Genomic DNA, 14,953 nt, shown 5'->3' with positions numbered 1-14,953 from the left:
AGAATGCGAGTTGCTCAGCTGCTTCCGGCAGGGCGGGTCTTCGCCGCTACCCAGGACTCGACACCGTCCAGGAATCGGTCCACCCCGAAGCTGAGCTCGATCGGCAGCGCTTCCCCGTCGGGCCGCTCAGGTCCGGCGTGATCGCTGCTGGTTTCGGCGGCGTGGACGGCCGCTAGTGCGGGGTAGCCGTCCGGGTCGATGAGCTCAGTGAGCGCGTGTGCCAGTTCGGCTTCGTTGTGCGGCGATCCGTCGGCGGCCTTGTGGGCGCTGGTCATGTCCATGGTGATCTGTGCTGTGCCGCGTACGACCGCAGTCAGGTGCAGGGCCGCCGCCCTCGCCTCACCACCCGCAAGCCCGGCCGTCAGCAGGGGCTGCAGCAGGCGATCGAGCCACGCGAGCTGGTTGGGCCCGATCGGTGCGTGGTCGAGCGGCACGCGCAGGAGCCAAGGGCGGGCCTGGAAGCCGGCCCAGAGCGCGCCGACCCAGTGCCGGACCGCGTGCCGGAAGTCCCCTGTGCTGTCGAGCTCGGGTGGTTGCCCGGCCGCGACGTCGGCCACGACCTCCAGCAGCAGGTCCTTGCTCGGGATGTGGTTGTAGATGGACATCGTCGAGTAGCCGAGCTCGGCGGCGATCCGCTGCATCGACAGCGCCTCCAGGCCGTCGGCGTCGGCGATCCGGACGGCCGCGTCCGCGATCTGCGCCACGGTGAGCTTGGGCCGAGGTCCGCGCTGACCACGCGAGCGCCCCGCCCACAGCAGTGTGAGGCTGCGCTGCAGGTCAGAGGTCTTGCTGTCTCGCGTCGTCATCTGCTGCCCCGTCCATGTCGTCTCGTCATTCTAAAACTATGTATGCCGTACGTTCGTATGTATGGTGTACATAGTTTTGTCCCGTCTCAGCACGAACGGATCCCCATGACCCACACGAGGAACGCACCTCCCGCGCCTCCGCTCCGCCGTGCCCAAGCCTGGTGGCGCCGCCCTTGGATCGTGCCGCTTCTGCTGGTGGTCGCGGCATTCCTGACCTTCTCCGTGCCGCCCTACCTGACCCTCGATCCGTCCCTCTCCCGCTTGGAACCGCCGGAAGGCAACCACCTCTACTACACATTGCTGGTCGCGCACGTCTTGTTCGGCACCGTCGCGATGACGACCGCCTGCTTCCAGATCTGGCCCGCGTTCCGCAACCAACACCGGCGCGGACACCGGATCACCGGCCGGATCTACGTCTTCGGCGGAGTGTTGCCCGCGGGCCTGCTCGGGCTGTACATCGGCTGGCACACCGCGGCCGGCCCTTCCGTGCGGGTGGCCAACCTGGTGGGCTCGGTGCTGTGGCTCGTGATCACGAGCATCGCGCTGCGGATGGCCCGCCAACGCCGCTACGGCGACCATCGCAAGTGGATGTCACGCAGCTTCGCACTCACCATGTCGATCGTTCTGAGCCGAGTCATCAACGTGGTGGCCACGATCGCGCTCATGCCGCAGGTAGACACCACCTTCGGCGGCAGCGGAGAACTCATGCAGTACAGCGCCGCGAGCATCGGGGTCTGGCTCAGCCCCCTACTCCTGCTCCTGCTCACCGACTGGCTGCTGGAACGCCGCAAAACCCGGTAGTGCCTCTCGGAGCCCTTTCCGACCTCAACCAGCCGCGAGATGAAGAGCGAGAACGGTTCGGGCAGGTCGGTGATGCGAGTGGGGGGCGCAGCGGAGTCTGCGTCGTAGCCGCCGACTCTTCAGGGTGGAGACAGTGCGTCGCCTGGGACGCGGATGCGGGCATGGGTCGGGTTGACCGCCTGCTGTCCGGGCCTCACCCTGGGCACGCCGGATGCCGTCGTAGGTGCCGCCGGCGACGGCGCGTCCGTTGTCGTCTCATGAACTGGCTGGCCGGTCCGGTCGCGGATGAGGAACCGCAAGTCGTCGGTCCGGTCGTCGAGGTCCATGAGCAGGTTGCGGGCTTGTTGGGTGGTCCATGCCCCGTCGGGGTTGGTGGTGGTGCCGAGGATGTGGATGTAGCGAGTGGCGACTTCCATTACGAAGAAGACGTACACACGTTTGAGGGTGACGGCGCAGTCGACGTGGAAGAAGTCGCAGGCCAGCATGGTCGTGGCCTGGGCGCGGAGGAACCGTCGCCATGACATGTCGGTGTCACGCTGGGGTGCGGGCGGTATTTGCAGGCGTTTGAGCACGCGGCGAACCGTTGAGGCGGCTACCCGGTGGCCGAGCTTGAGCAGTTCGCCCTGGAGCCTGCTGTAGCCCCAGCCGGTGTTCTCCCGCGCCATCCGCTGGATCAACGCCACGACGGTGTCGTCGACCGGTGGTCTGCCGGTCCGGTTGGGGTAGGTCCACTTCTTCGCCACCAGGCGTCGATGCCATCGCAGGATGGTGCCCGGTGTCGCCAACCGGTGCTCGCGCAGCAGTCGGGGGAGTCGGCGAACCAACGCGGCGAGCACCGCGCGATCGGCCCACTCCAGCCGCGGACCTGGGTTGGCGCGGCGCAGCACGGCGACTTCGTGCCGCAGCACCAGCAGTTCGACGTCCTTGGCCGCGGAGGACCGGCCGAGCGGGACCAGCCAGTCACCGAGTCGGACGAAGATCAGGTACAGCAGTCGTGACGCCACACCTCACGATCACGCCCTGGAGGTCCAGCATGCGCGATCGTCGCAGCTCGGCATGCCAGTGCAGAGTTCTGGCACCCCACACGTCAACGGTGCCAAGGACGCCGGCATCGAGTTCCGGGCGGAACTCAAGGACGGCCGCACCGTACCCGTGCGACGCAAGGTCGGAGTCGAAGAGCTCCGCCGGATCTGGAACGTCATCACCGATGACGTGCCCACCATCCCCCAGAACGGCTCGGTCCCGCAGTGAGCTGGTGACGCCGTCGCTCGCAGTTCGGCAGACACCCCTTCGGCCGCATCGACGGAGTCGTCGGCAGGCACCGCGCCCACCCCGCTCGAGCTCTGCCGCAACGCGGATGACCTGTCCCAAGGCACTCTCGACGAGTCCGATGAGTTCCTGCTGCCTGCGGCTCAGCGCGTGGAGGCGAACGGCACGCTGTTCACCGGCTCGGCGGGGAGATCCACAGGGTGCCGCCACAGCCCTCTGGCGCGCAACAGGGGCAGGACCCCTTCACCGAACCAGTAGGCCTCCTCGAGGTGCGGATGTCCGGACAGGATGAACTCGGTGACGCCGGCCGCGTGGTACTCCTCGATGCGCTCGGCGATCTCGGTGTGGCTACCGACCAGGGCGGTGCCGGCGCCGCCGCGCACCAGGCCGACGCCGGCCCAGAGGTTCGGGTAGACCTCCAGGCTGTCCCGGCGGCCGCTGTGCAGGGCGACCATCCGCCGCTGTCCCTCCGAACCGCTGCGGGCCAGTCCTTCCTGCACGCGCGCGATGGTGGCAGGGTCGAGCGCGTCGAGCAGCCGTTGCGCCTCAGCCCACGCCTGGTCGGCGCGGTCACGGCTGATCACGTGCAGTCGCAGGCCGAACCGGGGCTCGCGGCCCAGCGCCGCCGCCTCGCGCCGGATCCAGGCGATCTTCTCCGCGACCTGGTCCGGCGGTTCGCCCCAAGTGAGGTAGACGTCGGCGTGCCGGGCGGCCACCCGGCCCGCGGCGGGTGAGGAGCCGCCGAAGTAGACCTCCGGCACCGGGTCCGGGGTGCGGACCAGCTCGGCGTCCTCCACGGTGAGGTGCTCACCGGCGTGGTCGACCCGCTCACCGCGCCACAACGCGCGCACCACGGTCAGGAACTCGTCCGTGCGCCGGTACCGCGCCTCCTTGTCCAGGAAGTCACCGTAGGCCCGCTGCTCGTGGTCCTCACCGCCGGTCACCACGTTGAGCAGCAACCGGCCGCCGGAGTGGCGTTGGAAGGTGGCCGCCATCTGCGCCGCCAGCGTGGGGCTGACCAGGCCGGGGCGGAAGGCGACGAGGAACTTCAACCGCTCGGTGGACCCGACCAGCATGGCGGTGGCGAGCCAGGCGTCCTCGCACCAGGCACCGGTGGGGGTGAGCGCGGCCTCGAACCCCAGCTGCTCGGCGCTGCGGGCGATCTGCCCCAGGTAGGCGAGGGTCGCCGGCCGGTCGCCACCGGCGGCGGTGGTGGCGACCCCGTGACCGCCGCCGACGAGGTAACGGCTGTCGCCGTAGGTGGGCAGGAACCAGTGGAACGTCAGTGACATGGTGTCCTCGTCAAGGCGTCAAGTGTCGGGTCACGGGGCGGCGAGCAGGGGGCGGCGGGAGTGCAGTGCGGCGGAGAAGCCGTCCACCACGTCGTGCAGGGGCCGCTGCGCCTCGGGGGCGAGCGCGAGCACGTCGTCGGTGGTGGTGATGTGCTTGTCCAGCACGAACCACCCCTGCACGACGTGGTGCGCGCCCAGCGAGGACAGGACCGGCCGCAGCGCGTAGTCGACGGCGAGGACGTGCGCCGGGCTGCCGCCGGTGAGCACGGGCAGGACCACCTTGTCGGCCAGCGCGAACTGCGGCAGCAGGTCCAGCAGCGCTTTGAGCACACCGCTGTAGGCCGCCTTGTAGACCGGTGAGGCCACCAACACGCCGTCCGCGTCCGCCAGCGTCGCCACGACCTCAGCGATGGCCGGGTCGGTGGCGTCGGCGCCCAGCAACGCCTCGGCGGGAAGGTCCCGGACGCGGACCACGCGCACGGCGTGGCCGTCACCCCGCAGCCGCTCGGCGAGGTGCTCGGCCAGTGCCGCGGTGCGCGAGGTCGGGGAAGGGCTCCCGGACAGCACCAGGATCGAGGGCATCGTCCACCTCCGTCAGATCAGGCCGTGGCGCGGCGGCGGTGTGCCGTCGAGCGCGTAGCGGCCGATGTGCTGGACCTTCCAGCGCACCGGGTCGTGCAGGGTGTGCGTGCGGGCGTTGCGCCAGTGCCGGTGCAGGTTCAGCCCGTTCAGCGTCGAGCGGGTGCCCGACACCTCGAACAACGCGCTGCTGGTCTCCAGCGCCACCGGTTCGGCGAACGCCTTCGCCGCGGCGACCGCGATCGACGCGGCCGCCGCGCTCCGGTCGTCCAACGCGGCGCCGGCCGAGTCCAGCGCCGTGCCCGCGGCGACGAGCAGCGCCTCGGCCGCCCGGACCCGCACCTCCAGCTCGCCGAAGCGCTGGACGGTCAGTGGGTCGTCCGTGGCGCGCTCGACGCCCGCCTCGAACCACGGCCTGCTCTTGGTGCGCACGAAGTCGGCTGCCTCCAGCAGCGCCGAGCGGGCCAGCCCGACCTCGATCGCCGCATGCATCGCCTGCGCGCGTGCGCCGTGCAACTGCGGGCCGGTGAACGTCAGGTGGTGCGGGACGACGTGCTCGGCGGGTACCCGCACCTGCCGCAGGTGGACCGTGCCACTGGCGGTGGTGCGCTGCCCCATGCCGTCCCAGTCGTCCACCACCTCCACCCCCGGAGCGTCGGCGGGCACGTACGCGACGACGACCCGGTCGTCGCGGTCCTTGGCCAGCACCGGGATCCAGTGCGCGAGCAGCGCACCGGTGCAGTAGTGCTTGGTGCCGTCGAGCACGAATCCGCCGTCGGGGTGGGGCAGCAGCCGCGTTCGGTAGTCCTGCGCGTGCTTGGTGCCCGCCTCGGACTGGGCGTTGCCGAAACGCCTGCCCGCGAGCACCTCGCGGAAGAAGAACGCGCGCTGCGCGGCGCTGCCCCGCTGCCGCAGGACGTTCACGTAGACGAAGTGGTTCTGCGGGACCTGGGCGATGTTCGGGTCGGCCACCGCGAGCAGCCGGAACACCTCGAGCACCGTCGTCCACGACACGTCGGGCCCGCCGTCCTCGGCCGGGACCGTGATGCCCAGCAGACCCGACGCGGACAGCTCGTCCAGTTCGGCGCGCGGGAGCCGCCGCTGCGCGTCGCGTTCGGCGGCTCCCTCGGCGAAGCGCCCGGACAGCTCGACGGCTGTCCGGACGGCTTCGGCGTCGTCGGTGATCACGTGTACCACGTGGGCTCCGGCACCTCTCCCAGGAGCGCGTACCGCCCGACCTCGGCGCGCTTGTAGGCGATCGGGTCGTGCAGGGTGTGGGTGCGCAGGTTGCGCCAGAAGATGTCGAGCCCGACCGAGGCGGCCGTGGCCCGCGCCCCGGTCACCTCGAAGATCCGGGTGCCGATCTCCAGGCCGGTGTCCACGGCGCGCTGCTTGGCCGCCGCGATGACCACGGCCGCCTCACCGCGCTCCCTCGGGGTCACGTCGTCGGGGTGGGAGTTGATGCGCTCGATGAGGGCCGCGGCGCGTTCGGCCAGTGCCTCGGCGGCCCAGAGCTTGGAGTGCAGGTCGCCGTAGGTGTCGAGGATGTAGAACTCCTCGGAGGCCGAGTCCTTGTTGTCCCCGCCGTAGGGCCAAGGCCGCGTCTTGTCCTTGGTGTAGGAAGTGGCGGTGGACAACGCGCCCTGCGCGATGCCGAGGTAGAAGTTGGTGAACACCAGCTGGATCAGCGGTACGTTGAGCGTGTTGTAGGTGCGCGGCCGGAACTCCTTGTCGACGTAGCCGGCGGCCTGCGCCCAGGGCACCCGCACGCCGTTGACCTCCACGCTGCCGCTCTCCGTGAGCCGCTGGCCCAGGTTGTCCCAGTCGTCGTTGAAGACGATGGCGTCCTGGTGGGACGGTACGATGGCGAAGATGTGCTTGTCCGTTCCCTCCAGCACTCCTTCGAGCACGGTCACGTCGGAGACCTTGCCGCCGGTGGAGAACGACTTGCGGCCGGTGAACTCGATCTCGTCGCCGTGGTCGGTGATGACGAGGTCGTTGTCCCGCGGGTTGACCGCGCCGCCGAAGAACCACCGCTCCCGGGTGGCCTGCTCCTCCACGGCCGCGATCTGCTCCGGTGTGGCGACCAGGCGGGCGGCCCAGAACCACAGGTAGTGGTAGCCGATGAGCTGGCCGATCGACCCGTCGCCCGCGGCGATCTCCCGGATGACCCGGTACGCGGTGGTCCAGTTCTGCCCGCCGCCACCGTGCGCGACGGGGCCGAGGAGGGTGACGAGGCCGGAGTCCTTGAGCAGGGCGACTTCGGCGTGCGGGGTGGCCCCGGCTCGATCACGTGCGACCGCGTCGGTGGCCAACAGGGTGGAGACCTCCCGTGCGCGGGCGATCCATTCGTCGGAGGTGGTGGGTGTGGTGTTCCAGGTGCGCTGCGCGGAGGTCGTCACGGTCGGGCTCCGATCGGCTCGGGGGTGGCGGCGGAGGTGTCGAGGGACGCTTCGAGTTCGCGGACGACCGGCAGGACGTGCTTGCCGAAGTACGCGACTTCTTCCTTGTAGTGCAGGAAACCGAGCAGGAGCAGGTCCACGCCGCGCCGCTTGTACTCCACGATCCGGTGCGCGATCTGCTCCGGCGTGCCGATGAGCTTGGACCGGAAGCCGTCGTTGTACTGGACGAGGTCGTCGAACGCCGAGTCGGCCCACATGCCCTTCTTGTCACCGGTCGAGCTGCCGGCCTGCTGCACGGCGTCCCGGAACCCGTGCACGGCCTCGACATCGGCCTTGGCGACGATCTCCCGCAGCGTTTCGCGGGCCTCGGCTTCGGTGTCGCGGGCGATGAGGAACCCGTTGAGCCCGAAGCGCACCTTGCGCCCGTGCGGCGTGGCGGTGCGGTTGACCTCCTCGATCTGCTCGGTGATGCCGTCGAAGTCCTTGCCGTTGCTGAAGTACCAGTCCGACACCCGGCCGGCCATGGCCCGGGCGGCGGTCGAGTTGCCGCCCTGGAAGATCTCCGGGTGGGCCCGCCCGGGCACTTCCAAGGGCTTCGGCTTCAGGTCGTAGCCGTGCAGCCGGTAGAAGTCGCCGGAGAACTCGGCGGGCTCTTCGGTCCAACTCGCGCGCAGCACCCGGATGAACTCCTCGGCCCGGCGGTAGCGCTCGTCGTGCTCCAGCCACGGTTCACCCAAAGCGGTGAACTCACCCTTGAACCACCCGCTCACCACGTTCACCGCCGCACGGCCACCGGAGAGGTGGTCCGCCGTGGCGACGAACTTGGCCAGCACAGCGGGGTGCCACAGGCCCGGGTGCACCGCGGCGATCAGCTTCAACCGCTGTGTGGCCAGCAGCAGCGCGAGGCTGAAACTGGTGGATTCGTGCTGGTAGGCCGCGCCGTAGCCGGCCATGTAGCGGACCTGGCTGAGTGCGTACTCGAAGCCGTTGTCCTCCGCGAGCACGGCCAGCTCGCGGTTGTAGTCGTAGGACCAGTCGGTGCGTTGCTCGATCTTGCTGACGACGAGGCCACCGCTGACGTTCGGCACCCAGTAGGCGAACTTCAGCGGTTCCCGTTCCCGGTTCTCGGGCACAGTGGAACTCCCGGCTGTGGGATGGGCGAGCGGCGGAACTGCCCGGAAAGGACAGTGCGTGAACGGTGTCGTGGCCTAACGGGGGCAACAGCCCTGGGCGCCGACGCGGACGAAGTCCACGTGCCGGCGCCTGGTCAACACGGTCGGTCGCTGCACGCGTTCACTTCAGCAGCCCGGTGTTACCGGGTCAACGCACACGGTCCGCCTCCCACATCGTGAACGTCGTGCCCGCCGAACGTCGTCCGTGGAGATCGGGTGGCGTGGTGGTGCTCGTTGCGGATGCCGACCAGTCGTCGGCGTCGGCGGATGCCGACCTGGGTCAGCCGAGGGCGCTGCGGACCTGCGGTCGCACCCGGGAGCGCCTCGACCCCCACGCTACGCACGGCTTCAACCCCGTCCCCGACCGGACGCGGGAATGCCCGTTGCGTTGCGAGTGCGGATCGCTTGTCCGGCCTGAGGGATACCACAGTCAGCGCGGAAGGTTCCAGTGCACACGGGGCAGTGGACTGTGGGAGCCAAGTGGGAGCCGTCGAGCGCGTTCAACGCTGTCGGGTTGCATTCAACGGCTCCCATGGCTGCGTTCGGTTGTGTCGGCGGAACGGGACGCCCTGCGGTTGGGTGGCTGTGGATTCGTGCTCGTTCGGGCAGAGGCAGCCGGGGCGACGTCCTGGTCGACCTCGCCGTCCTGACGCTCGGGCGCCGGGAGCACCTCGACGACGTCCCGGTCGAGCACGGCTTCGACTCGTTCTCGTCGGGCCGCGAGGTCGAGGTGCCGGGGTCCCGGCTGTGAGGCCGACCCGTTCAGGACGGCACCGGGCCGCCGTTCCCCGCGTTCCCGGTCCTGGTCGACGCGGGCTCCAGGTCGGCGAGCCGTCGGCGGACGCGCTCGGCGTCGGTGTCGCGGCCCTGCTGGCGGTAGAGGTCCAGCGCTTCCCGCCAGGCCGCGCGAGCCCGGGCGTGGTCGCCGAGCGCGAGGTGGGGGTGGGCGAGGTTGTCCAGGGTGTCGGCGGCCTCGGCGGTGTTGCCGACGGCCTGGTAGAGGTCGAGCGCCTGCCGGTAGTGGTCGACGGCCCGGAGGTGGTGGCCGGTGTGGTGCTCGATCCAGCCGAAGCTGTCCAAGGTGTCCGCTTCACCGTCGAGGTCGTCGTGGCTGCGGTACAGGTCGAGGGCGGCCTGGCAGTGCTCGCGGGCGACCTCGTACTCGCCCAGGCGGGCGGCGTGCCAGCCCACCATGTTGAGGGCAGTGGCCTCCCACACCGGGGAGCCGAGGGCGCGGAACAGGTCCAGGGCGTGCCGGGCGTGGTCGAGGGCCTTGCGGTCGTTGCCGCGCTGCTCCCAGGCCCACGTGAGGGCGTGGTGGGTGTGGGCCTGCTGCGCGAGGTCGCGGTGCTGCCGGGCCAGGTCGAGGGCTCGGTGGAGGTGGTCGATGGCCCGCTCGTGCTGCTCCAGCTCGGCGTGCGCGTGGCCCAGGAGCCGGTGGGCGAGGATGTGCGTGCCGGGGTCCGGTAGGTGGGTGGCGGCCTCGGCCGCGGCCTGCCACACCGCCAGATCGTCGTGGATGTGCCCGCGCAGGCGGTGGAACGTGCCCAGGGTCCACGCGATCTGCCACACCACCCGGTGGTGGCGCCGGGTGACCGCGTCCTGCTGGGCGGCCAGGAGGTGCAGGTGGTGGGCGTCCATCCAGGCCAGGGCGGTCGCCCGGTCGGGCAACGGGTGGGACCGGGTGCCGGGCGCGGGTGGGCTGAGCCGGATCGGTGGGCGGTAGGGGTTCAGCAGGTGGTCGGCGGCGTGGGCGGTGTGCAGGTAGAAGTCGACCAGCCGCTCCAGCGCGGCCTCCCGCGCCGGCTCCGGCAGGTGCTCGTCCGCCGTCGTGGCGTAGGCGCGGACCAGGTCGTGCATCGCGTAGCGGCCGTGCGGGTGCCGGTCCAGCAGCGAGTGGTCCTCCAGCACCCGCAGGCCCTTGCGGGCTTCGGTCGGGGTCAGTCCGGTGAGGGAGGCGGCGGCGGGCAGGTCGATGTCCGGTCCGGGCGCGATCCCGAGCAGCACGAACACCACCCGCTGCGGCGCGGTGAGGTGGCGCAGCGACCACGACAGCACCGCGGGCAGGCTGGCGGTGAGGTCGGTGTCGTGGTCGAGCATCTCCAGACCCGCCTCGCGCAGTTCCGCGGCCAACTCGGCCAGCGGGAGCCGGGGACGGGTGGCGGCGTGCCGCGCGGTGATCGCCAGGGCCAGGGGGTGCCGACCGCACAGCCCGACCAGCTCGTCGATGGCGTCGGGTTCGGCGTGGGTGCGGTGCTCGCCCAGCCGTGCGGCCAGGAGGGCGCGGGACTCCACGGGCGTGAGCACGCCCAGGGGCAGGTGGTGCGCGCCGTGCCGGTCGATCAACGACGGCAGGCTGGTGCGGCTGGTGACCAGCACGGTGCAGGTGGAGTTGCCCGGGAGCAGCGGCACGACCTGGTCCGCGGATGCGGCGTTGTCCAGCAGCACCAGCGCTCGCCGCCCGGCCATCAGGTTGCGGTACAGGACGCCCGGGTCCGACTGGGCCCCGTCGGTGGTGGCGCCCAGGGCGGTGAGGAAGCCGCGCAGCGCGTCGGCCGGGTCGGTCGGCTCCCCGGTGGGGCTGAACCCGTGCAGGTCCACGAACAGCTGCCCGTCGGGGAACCGGTGCAGGTTGCGGTGCGCCCAGGCGAGTGCGAGCCAGGTCTTGCCGACCCCACCCACCCCGCCCACCGCCGAAATCGCCCCTGTGCCGGCCGCCGGGCCGCCCGACGCGGCGGACCCGTGGCCCGGTGCCGCGACCAGGGCGCGGTCGAGCTCGGTCAGCTCGGGCACGCGGCCGGTGAACGGCGTCGGCGCCGCGGGCAGTTGGCGGGGTACCACCGGCGACCGGTCCGCCTCGGGCGAGGCCAGGTCGGGGTCCGCGGCCAGGATTCGGTGGTGCAGCCGCCGCAGGCCCGATCCGGGTTCGGTGCCGAGTTCGTCGGCCAGGCGGGTGCGCAGCCACCGGTACCGGTCCAGGGCCTCGGCCTGGCGACCGGCGCGGAAGAGGGCGAGCATGAGCTGGGCGGCCACGTGCTCGTTCAGCGGGTGCTCGGCGGCGCGGTCGGTCAGCTCGGGCAGCAGTGCGGCGTGCCGCCCGAGCCGCAGCGCCAGGTCCAACCGGTCGGTGTCGGCGGCGAACCGCTCCCGCTCCAGCCCGTGGCGCACCGACGTGACCCACGGTGTGTCCAACCCGAGCAGCGCCTCGCCCCGCCAGAGCCCGGCGGCGGCCTCGGCCAGCTCCAGTGCGCGGACCTGGTCCGTCTCGGCGCGTGCCCGCGCGACCAGCCGGCGGAACCGGTGCACGTCCACCGCTTCCTCGTCGACGACCAGCTCGTACCCGCTGGACCGGTGCACGATGGCGGCCTGCTCGGTGGTCCGCAGGGCCCGGCGCAGGCGCGACAGGTAGCCGTAGAGGGTGTTCCGGCCGCCGGGTGGGACCCGGTCACCCCAGGCCCGGTCGAGCAGCTGGTCGGCCGACAGCCACTGGTTGGCCTCGACCAGCAGCACCGCCAGCACGCACCGCTGCCGGGCGTGACCGAGGTCCACCTGCCGCCCGCCGATCCACGCCTGCACCGGGCCCAACACGCGGAACTCCACCGTCACCGCGGAACTCCCTCTCGCCGACCGGCCCCCGTCATCCCGGTCTAGCAGGGGCTTCGGGCGGTTGCAGGTTTCCCGCAGGTTTTCGTTCGTTCGGTCGAGCAAGGTGGCGGACGTGGCGGCCCGGAACGGCACGAGCTCACGACACGCCGGTCCTCGCCGCACTCCCATCACGGTCACGGAGGACTCCATGCGGTTACGGCAACGAACGGTCGCGCAGGCACCGGGGAGCGGCAGGCGATCGCGACTGGTGCGCGGCACGACGGCTGCGGTCTTGGCCACGGCGATGGTCCTGCCGATGGCGGCTCCCGGCGCGCAGGCGGCCCCGGCCACGGCGTCGCAGTCCGGTGAGGTGTCGGCGACCACGGTGCAGGCGATCATCGCGGCCGCCCAGGCGGCCTACTCGGCGTACAAGCAGTTCGCGAAGGCGGGCATGTCGGTGGAGGAGGCGACCAGGCAGATCCTCAGCGCGATCAACTCGGCCAAGAACGAGATCATCTCCCACATCGACCTCGTCGCCACCGCGCAGGCCAAGGCGTGCGCGCGGGCCGCGATCATCGACTTCGCGGACATCGAGCGGTTCACGCCGGACACGCTCCAGGCGTTCGCCCGCGACGCCACCGCCTGCGTCACCTACATCGACAGCCTGCTCGACGCCGTGGTCGACCCCGGCGCGATCGACCAGCTCGGGTTCGCCCTCGACGCGGTCGGCCCGGTGGCGCTGATCGCCCGCGGGCGCGCCGGCCTGACGACGCAGGGCCTGGCGGACACCCTCGTGCACGGCAACACGACGGTGATCTCCAAGCTCGCGCCGACCTGCAAGGGCGTGTACCGCGAGGGCATGCTCGAGTGGTACGGCTGCACCGCGTACAACGGCGACAAGGGTCAGCACGACACCTCCGTGCAGATCGCCGCGGACCTGGCCACCGCGAACACCAGCCGCCCGGTCGCCAAGACCTCGCGGACAGTCCTGCTGTCCTGACCCGAGGGGTGTTCCCGCCCGCGGCCTTCCCCCCGACGGGCCGCGGGCGGGGGCTTCGGCTGTGCGCCACCGGATACCCGCACCCCGATGGTTCGACATCGCCACGGGTCCGGCAGCGCCGGAACCGCGGCCACCGGGCAGGGAGTGCCCGGTGGCCGCGGTTCGATCCGACCGCGCCTGGGTAGAGGCCCCCGCGACTAGCAGGTGCCGTCGGACTCCTTCAAACCCGTGTTGGCACCCGCTGTGCGGCTGACGACGCTCGGCACGCAGTTGGCCTGGTCGAGCCGGAAGCTGTAGGGGATGCTCACGGTGGTGGTGGACTTGACGTCGGGCCCGGCGGGGTTGGTGTCGGTGCCGGGGCTGGACCACGTCACGTTGTCGAAGATGTTGCCGCTGACGTGCCAGTAGCCGGCCTCGTCGGTGTAGAAGGTGCCGAGGACGTCCTTGGAGTTCTTGAAGTAGTTGTTGTCCACCTTGGCCTTGGCGCCGGCACGCGAGTTGATGCCGGACTCGTTCAGGCTCACGTAGTAGTTGTTGTACATGTGGCCGATGCCGCCGCGCAGCAGGGGCGTCCGCGAGTCGATGTTCTCGTACAGGTTGTGGTGGAAGGTGACGAAACCGTTGGAGCGGTCGCTCTCGCTGGAACCGACCAGCCCGCCGCGGCCGGAGTTGCGCAGGGTGCTGTAGGACAGCGTCACGTACTGGGTGTCGTCCTTCATGTCGAACAGGCCGTCGTAGCCCTCCGACTCGCCGCCGGACGCCAGCAGGGTGGTGTGGTCGACCCAGACGTTGCGGACGTTGCTCTCCATGCCGATGGCGTCACCCCCGTTGGACGTGGGGGAGCCGGACTTCTTGACGTTCCGGATGGTCACGTTCCGGATGATGATGTTGCGCGACTCCCGGATGTGGATGCCCAACTGGTCGAACACCGCGCCGCTGCCGACGCCGATGATGGTGACGTTGCTGATCTGCTTGAGCTCGATCACGCCGGCGGCGGTCGAGCAGCTGTCGCCGGAGACCTTGGCCGTGTTGGCGTGGTTGATGGTGCCCTCGACCTCGATGATGATCGGCGTGCTGCTGCTGGCGCGGCTGCACAGGGCCTGGTGGATCTGCGTTCCCGTGGTGGCCCGGACCGTGGCCCCGCCCTGACCGCCCGTGGTCCCGCCGTTCTGGGACGCGTAACCGGTCGCGACGCCCGCGGGCGGATTCGAGGTCGTGGTGGTCGTGGTCGAGGTCGACGTGGTGGTGGAGGTCGACGTCGAGGTGGAAGTCGACGTGGAGGTCGACGTCGTGGTGGTGGACTGTCCGGTGCACGCCACGCCGTTGAGCGTGAAGGAGGTGGGTACGGGGTTGGAACCCGTCCAGGAGCCGTTGAAGCCCGGCGTGACCGACGCGCCCGTGGCCAGCGAGCCGTTCCAGGACGCGTTGCGCACCGTCACCGCGCTGCCGGACTGGGAGAACTCCCCACCCCACAGTTGCGTCACCTTCTGGCCGGCCGCGAACGACCACTGCAACGTCCAGTTCGACACCGCGTCGCCCAGATTGGTCACCGTGACGTTGGCGCCGAACCCGCCGTCCCACTGGTTGGTGACGCTGTAGTCCACACGGCACCCGACCGCCGCACTGGCATTGGAGCCGGCCGCGATCACCAAGCCTCCGGCCAAAGCCGCCACCGACACCGCCGCGGCAATGCTCGCGGTCCGGCTTCTCGCGCGTTCACCAATGCGCATGCTCATGCGTCGCCTCCTTGCAACAGCACTCGTGGACAGCGGTTACCCAGCGACACCGAACGCCGGCCGACGGGCGGGATCGGCACTGGTCAGCACGTCCTGGGAACGCTCCCAGAAGCATTGCGCAACTGTGCGCAACTGGCAACAATATTCACGTCGGTGAACGATGCCGGTCACTTACCACGCGGTTTTTACCGTGTCCACGGCCATTGTTCCGCAGCAGTGTCGTTCATACTTGTGAACCATTACTCTCCGTGGGTGGCGCCCCTGGAGCGGGCGGGCAGTCGAACACTTGCGTCGAGAACTTCTCAATCGAC

The 14,953-nt window shown here is 70.6% G+C and carries 13 protein-coding genes; 4 read left to right on the top strand and 9 right to left on the bottom strand.

Annotation, left to right across the window (positions count from 1 at the left end; all coding sequences use genetic code 11):
- Positions 1–14 precede the first annotated feature (14 nt).
- On the bottom strand, positions 15–806 hold the full coding sequence (locus tag ACIQMJ_RS37500) for a TetR/AcrR family transcriptional regulator (RefSeq protein ID WP_499765767.1): 792 nt from the start codon (positions 804–806) through the stop codon (positions 15–17).
- A gap of 189 nt (positions 807–995) precedes the next feature.
- On the opposite strand from ACIQMJ_RS37500, the gene ACIQMJ_RS37495 reads away from it, so the two are divergent.
- Positions 996–1,607: a DUF2306 domain-containing protein gene (locus tag ACIQMJ_RS37495; RefSeq protein WP_499765787.1), complete on the top strand. Its 612-nt coding sequence runs from the start codon at positions 996–998 to the stop codon at positions 1,605–1,607.
- Between the two features lie 119 nt (positions 1,608–1,726).
- Here the strand turns inward: ACIQMJ_RS37495 and ACIQMJ_RS37490 are convergent, their stop codons facing one another.
- Positions 1,727–2,611 carry a transposase family protein gene (locus ACIQMJ_RS37490; protein ID WP_499765766.1) on the bottom strand — a complete coding sequence of 295 codons (885 nt, stop codon included), beginning with the start codon at positions 2,609–2,611 and terminating at the stop codon, positions 1,727–1,729.
- A gap of 52 nt (positions 2,612–2,663) precedes the next feature.
- Here ACIQMJ_RS37490 and ACIQMJ_RS37485 point away from each other — a divergent pair, with 52 nt between their 5' ends.
- Positions 2,664–2,858, top strand: coding sequence for a hypothetical protein (locus ACIQMJ_RS37485; protein WP_499765765.1), 195 nt, complete (start codon positions 2,664–2,666; stop codon positions 2,856–2,858).
- 161 nt (positions 2,859–3,019) lie between these two features.
- On the opposite strand, the gene ACIQMJ_RS37480 is transcribed toward ACIQMJ_RS37485, so the two are convergent.
- Genes ACIQMJ_RS37480 through sfnG form a run of 5 tightly spaced genes read right to left on the bottom strand, consistent with a single transcriptional unit; the run spans position 3,020 to position 8,282 of the window.
- On the bottom strand, positions 3,020–4,168 hold the full coding sequence (locus ACIQMJ_RS37480) for an LLM class flavin-dependent oxidoreductase (protein WP_499765764.1): 1,149 nt from the start codon (positions 4,166–4,168) through the stop codon (positions 3,020–3,022).
- Positions 4,169–4,198: 30 nt separating this feature from the next.
- Positions 4,199–4,750 (bottom strand): NADPH-dependent FMN reductase, encoded by a 552-nt coding sequence (ssuE, locus tag ACIQMJ_RS37475; RefSeq protein WP_499765763.1) that lies wholly within the window; start codon positions 4,748–4,750, stop codon positions 4,199–4,201.
- A gap of 12 nt (positions 4,751–4,762) precedes the next feature.
- Entirely contained in the window at positions 4,763–5,944 is a 1,182-nt protein-coding gene (locus tag ACIQMJ_RS37470; RefSeq protein ID WP_499765762.1) for an SfnB family sulfur acquisition oxidoreductase, read from the bottom strand.
- Positions 5,932–7,149, bottom strand: coding sequence for an acyl-CoA dehydrogenase family protein (locus tag ACIQMJ_RS37465; RefSeq protein ID WP_499765761.1), 1,218 nt, complete (start codon positions 7,147–7,149; stop codon positions 5,932–5,934). Before ACIQMJ_RS37465 ends, ACIQMJ_RS37470 begins: the two co-directional genes overlap by 13 nt.
- Positions 7,146–8,282 (bottom strand): dimethylsulfone monooxygenase SfnG, encoded by a 1,137-nt coding sequence (gene sfnG / locus ACIQMJ_RS37460; protein WP_499765760.1) that lies wholly within the window; start codon positions 8,280–8,282, stop codon positions 7,146–7,148. The genes ACIQMJ_RS37465 and sfnG overlap by 4 nt, the downstream gene beginning before the upstream one ends.
- Before the next feature lie 571 nt (positions 8,283–8,853).
- On the opposite strand from sfnG, the gene ACIQMJ_RS37455 reads away from it, so the two are divergent.
- Positions 8,854–9,072 (top strand): hypothetical protein, encoded by a 219-nt coding sequence (locus ACIQMJ_RS37455; RefSeq protein WP_499765759.1) that lies wholly within the window; start codon positions 8,854–8,856, stop codon positions 9,070–9,072.
- A gap of 11 nt (positions 9,073–9,083) precedes the next feature.
- Here ACIQMJ_RS37455 and ACIQMJ_RS37450 read toward each other — a convergent pair whose 3' ends face one another.
- A complete protein-coding gene (locus ACIQMJ_RS37450; RefSeq protein WP_499765758.1) occupies positions 9,084–11,927 on the bottom strand; it encodes an AfsR/SARP family transcriptional regulator in 2,844 nt (947 codons plus the stop codon).
- 295 nt (positions 11,928–12,222) lie between these two features.
- On the opposite strand from ACIQMJ_RS37450, the gene ACIQMJ_RS37445 reads away from it, so the two are divergent.
- Positions 12,223–12,906 (top strand): hypothetical protein, encoded by a 684-nt coding sequence (locus tag ACIQMJ_RS37445; protein ID WP_499765757.1) that lies wholly within the window; start codon positions 12,223–12,225, stop codon positions 12,904–12,906.
- Between the two features lie 197 nt (positions 12,907–13,103).
- Here the strand turns inward: ACIQMJ_RS37445 and ACIQMJ_RS37440 are convergent, their stop codons facing one another.
- On the bottom strand, positions 13,104–14,642 hold the full coding sequence (locus ACIQMJ_RS37440) for a pectate lyase family protein (protein ID WP_499765756.1): 1,539 nt from the start codon (positions 14,640–14,642) through the stop codon (positions 13,104–13,106).
- Between the last annotated feature and the right edge of the window lie 311 nt (positions 14,643–14,953).

The sequence above is a fragment of the Actinosynnema sp. NPDC091369 genome (assembly GCF_044757065.1).
Classification (GTDB): Bacteria; Actinomycetota; Actinomycetes; order Mycobacteriales; family Pseudonocardiaceae; genus Actinosynnema.
Note: the sequence above shows the minus strand (reverse complement) of the source record. Positions and strands in the feature narration are given on the sequence as shown.

Coding starts and splice junctions, on each gene's coding strand:
- ACIQMJ_RS37500 (WP_499765767.1), bottom strand. CDS start 806: ATGACGACGCGAGACAGCAAGACCTCTGACCTGCAGCGCAGCCTCACA.
- ACIQMJ_RS37440 (WP_499765756.1), bottom strand. CDS start 14,642: ATGAGCATGCGCATTGGTGAACGCGCGAGAAGCCGGACCGCGAGCATT.
- ACIQMJ_RS37455 (WP_499765759.1), top strand. CDS start 8,854: ATGGCTGCGTTCGGTTGTGTCGGCGGAACGGGACGCCCTGCGGTTGGG.
- ACIQMJ_RS37485 (WP_499765765.1), top strand. CDS start 2,664: ATGCCAGTGCAGAGTTCTGGCACCCCACACGTCAACGGTGCCAAGGAC.
- ACIQMJ_RS37445 (WP_499765757.1), top strand. CDS start 12,223: ATGGCGGCTCCCGGCGCGCAGGCGGCCCCGGCCACGGCGTCGCAGTCC.
- ACIQMJ_RS37480 (WP_499765764.1), bottom strand. CDS start 4,168: ATGTCACTGACGTTCCACTGGTTCCTGCCCACCTACGGCGACAGCCGT.
- ssuE (WP_499765763.1), bottom strand. CDS start 4,750: ATGCCCTCGATCCTGGTGCTGTCCGGGAGCCCTTCCCCGACCTCGCGC.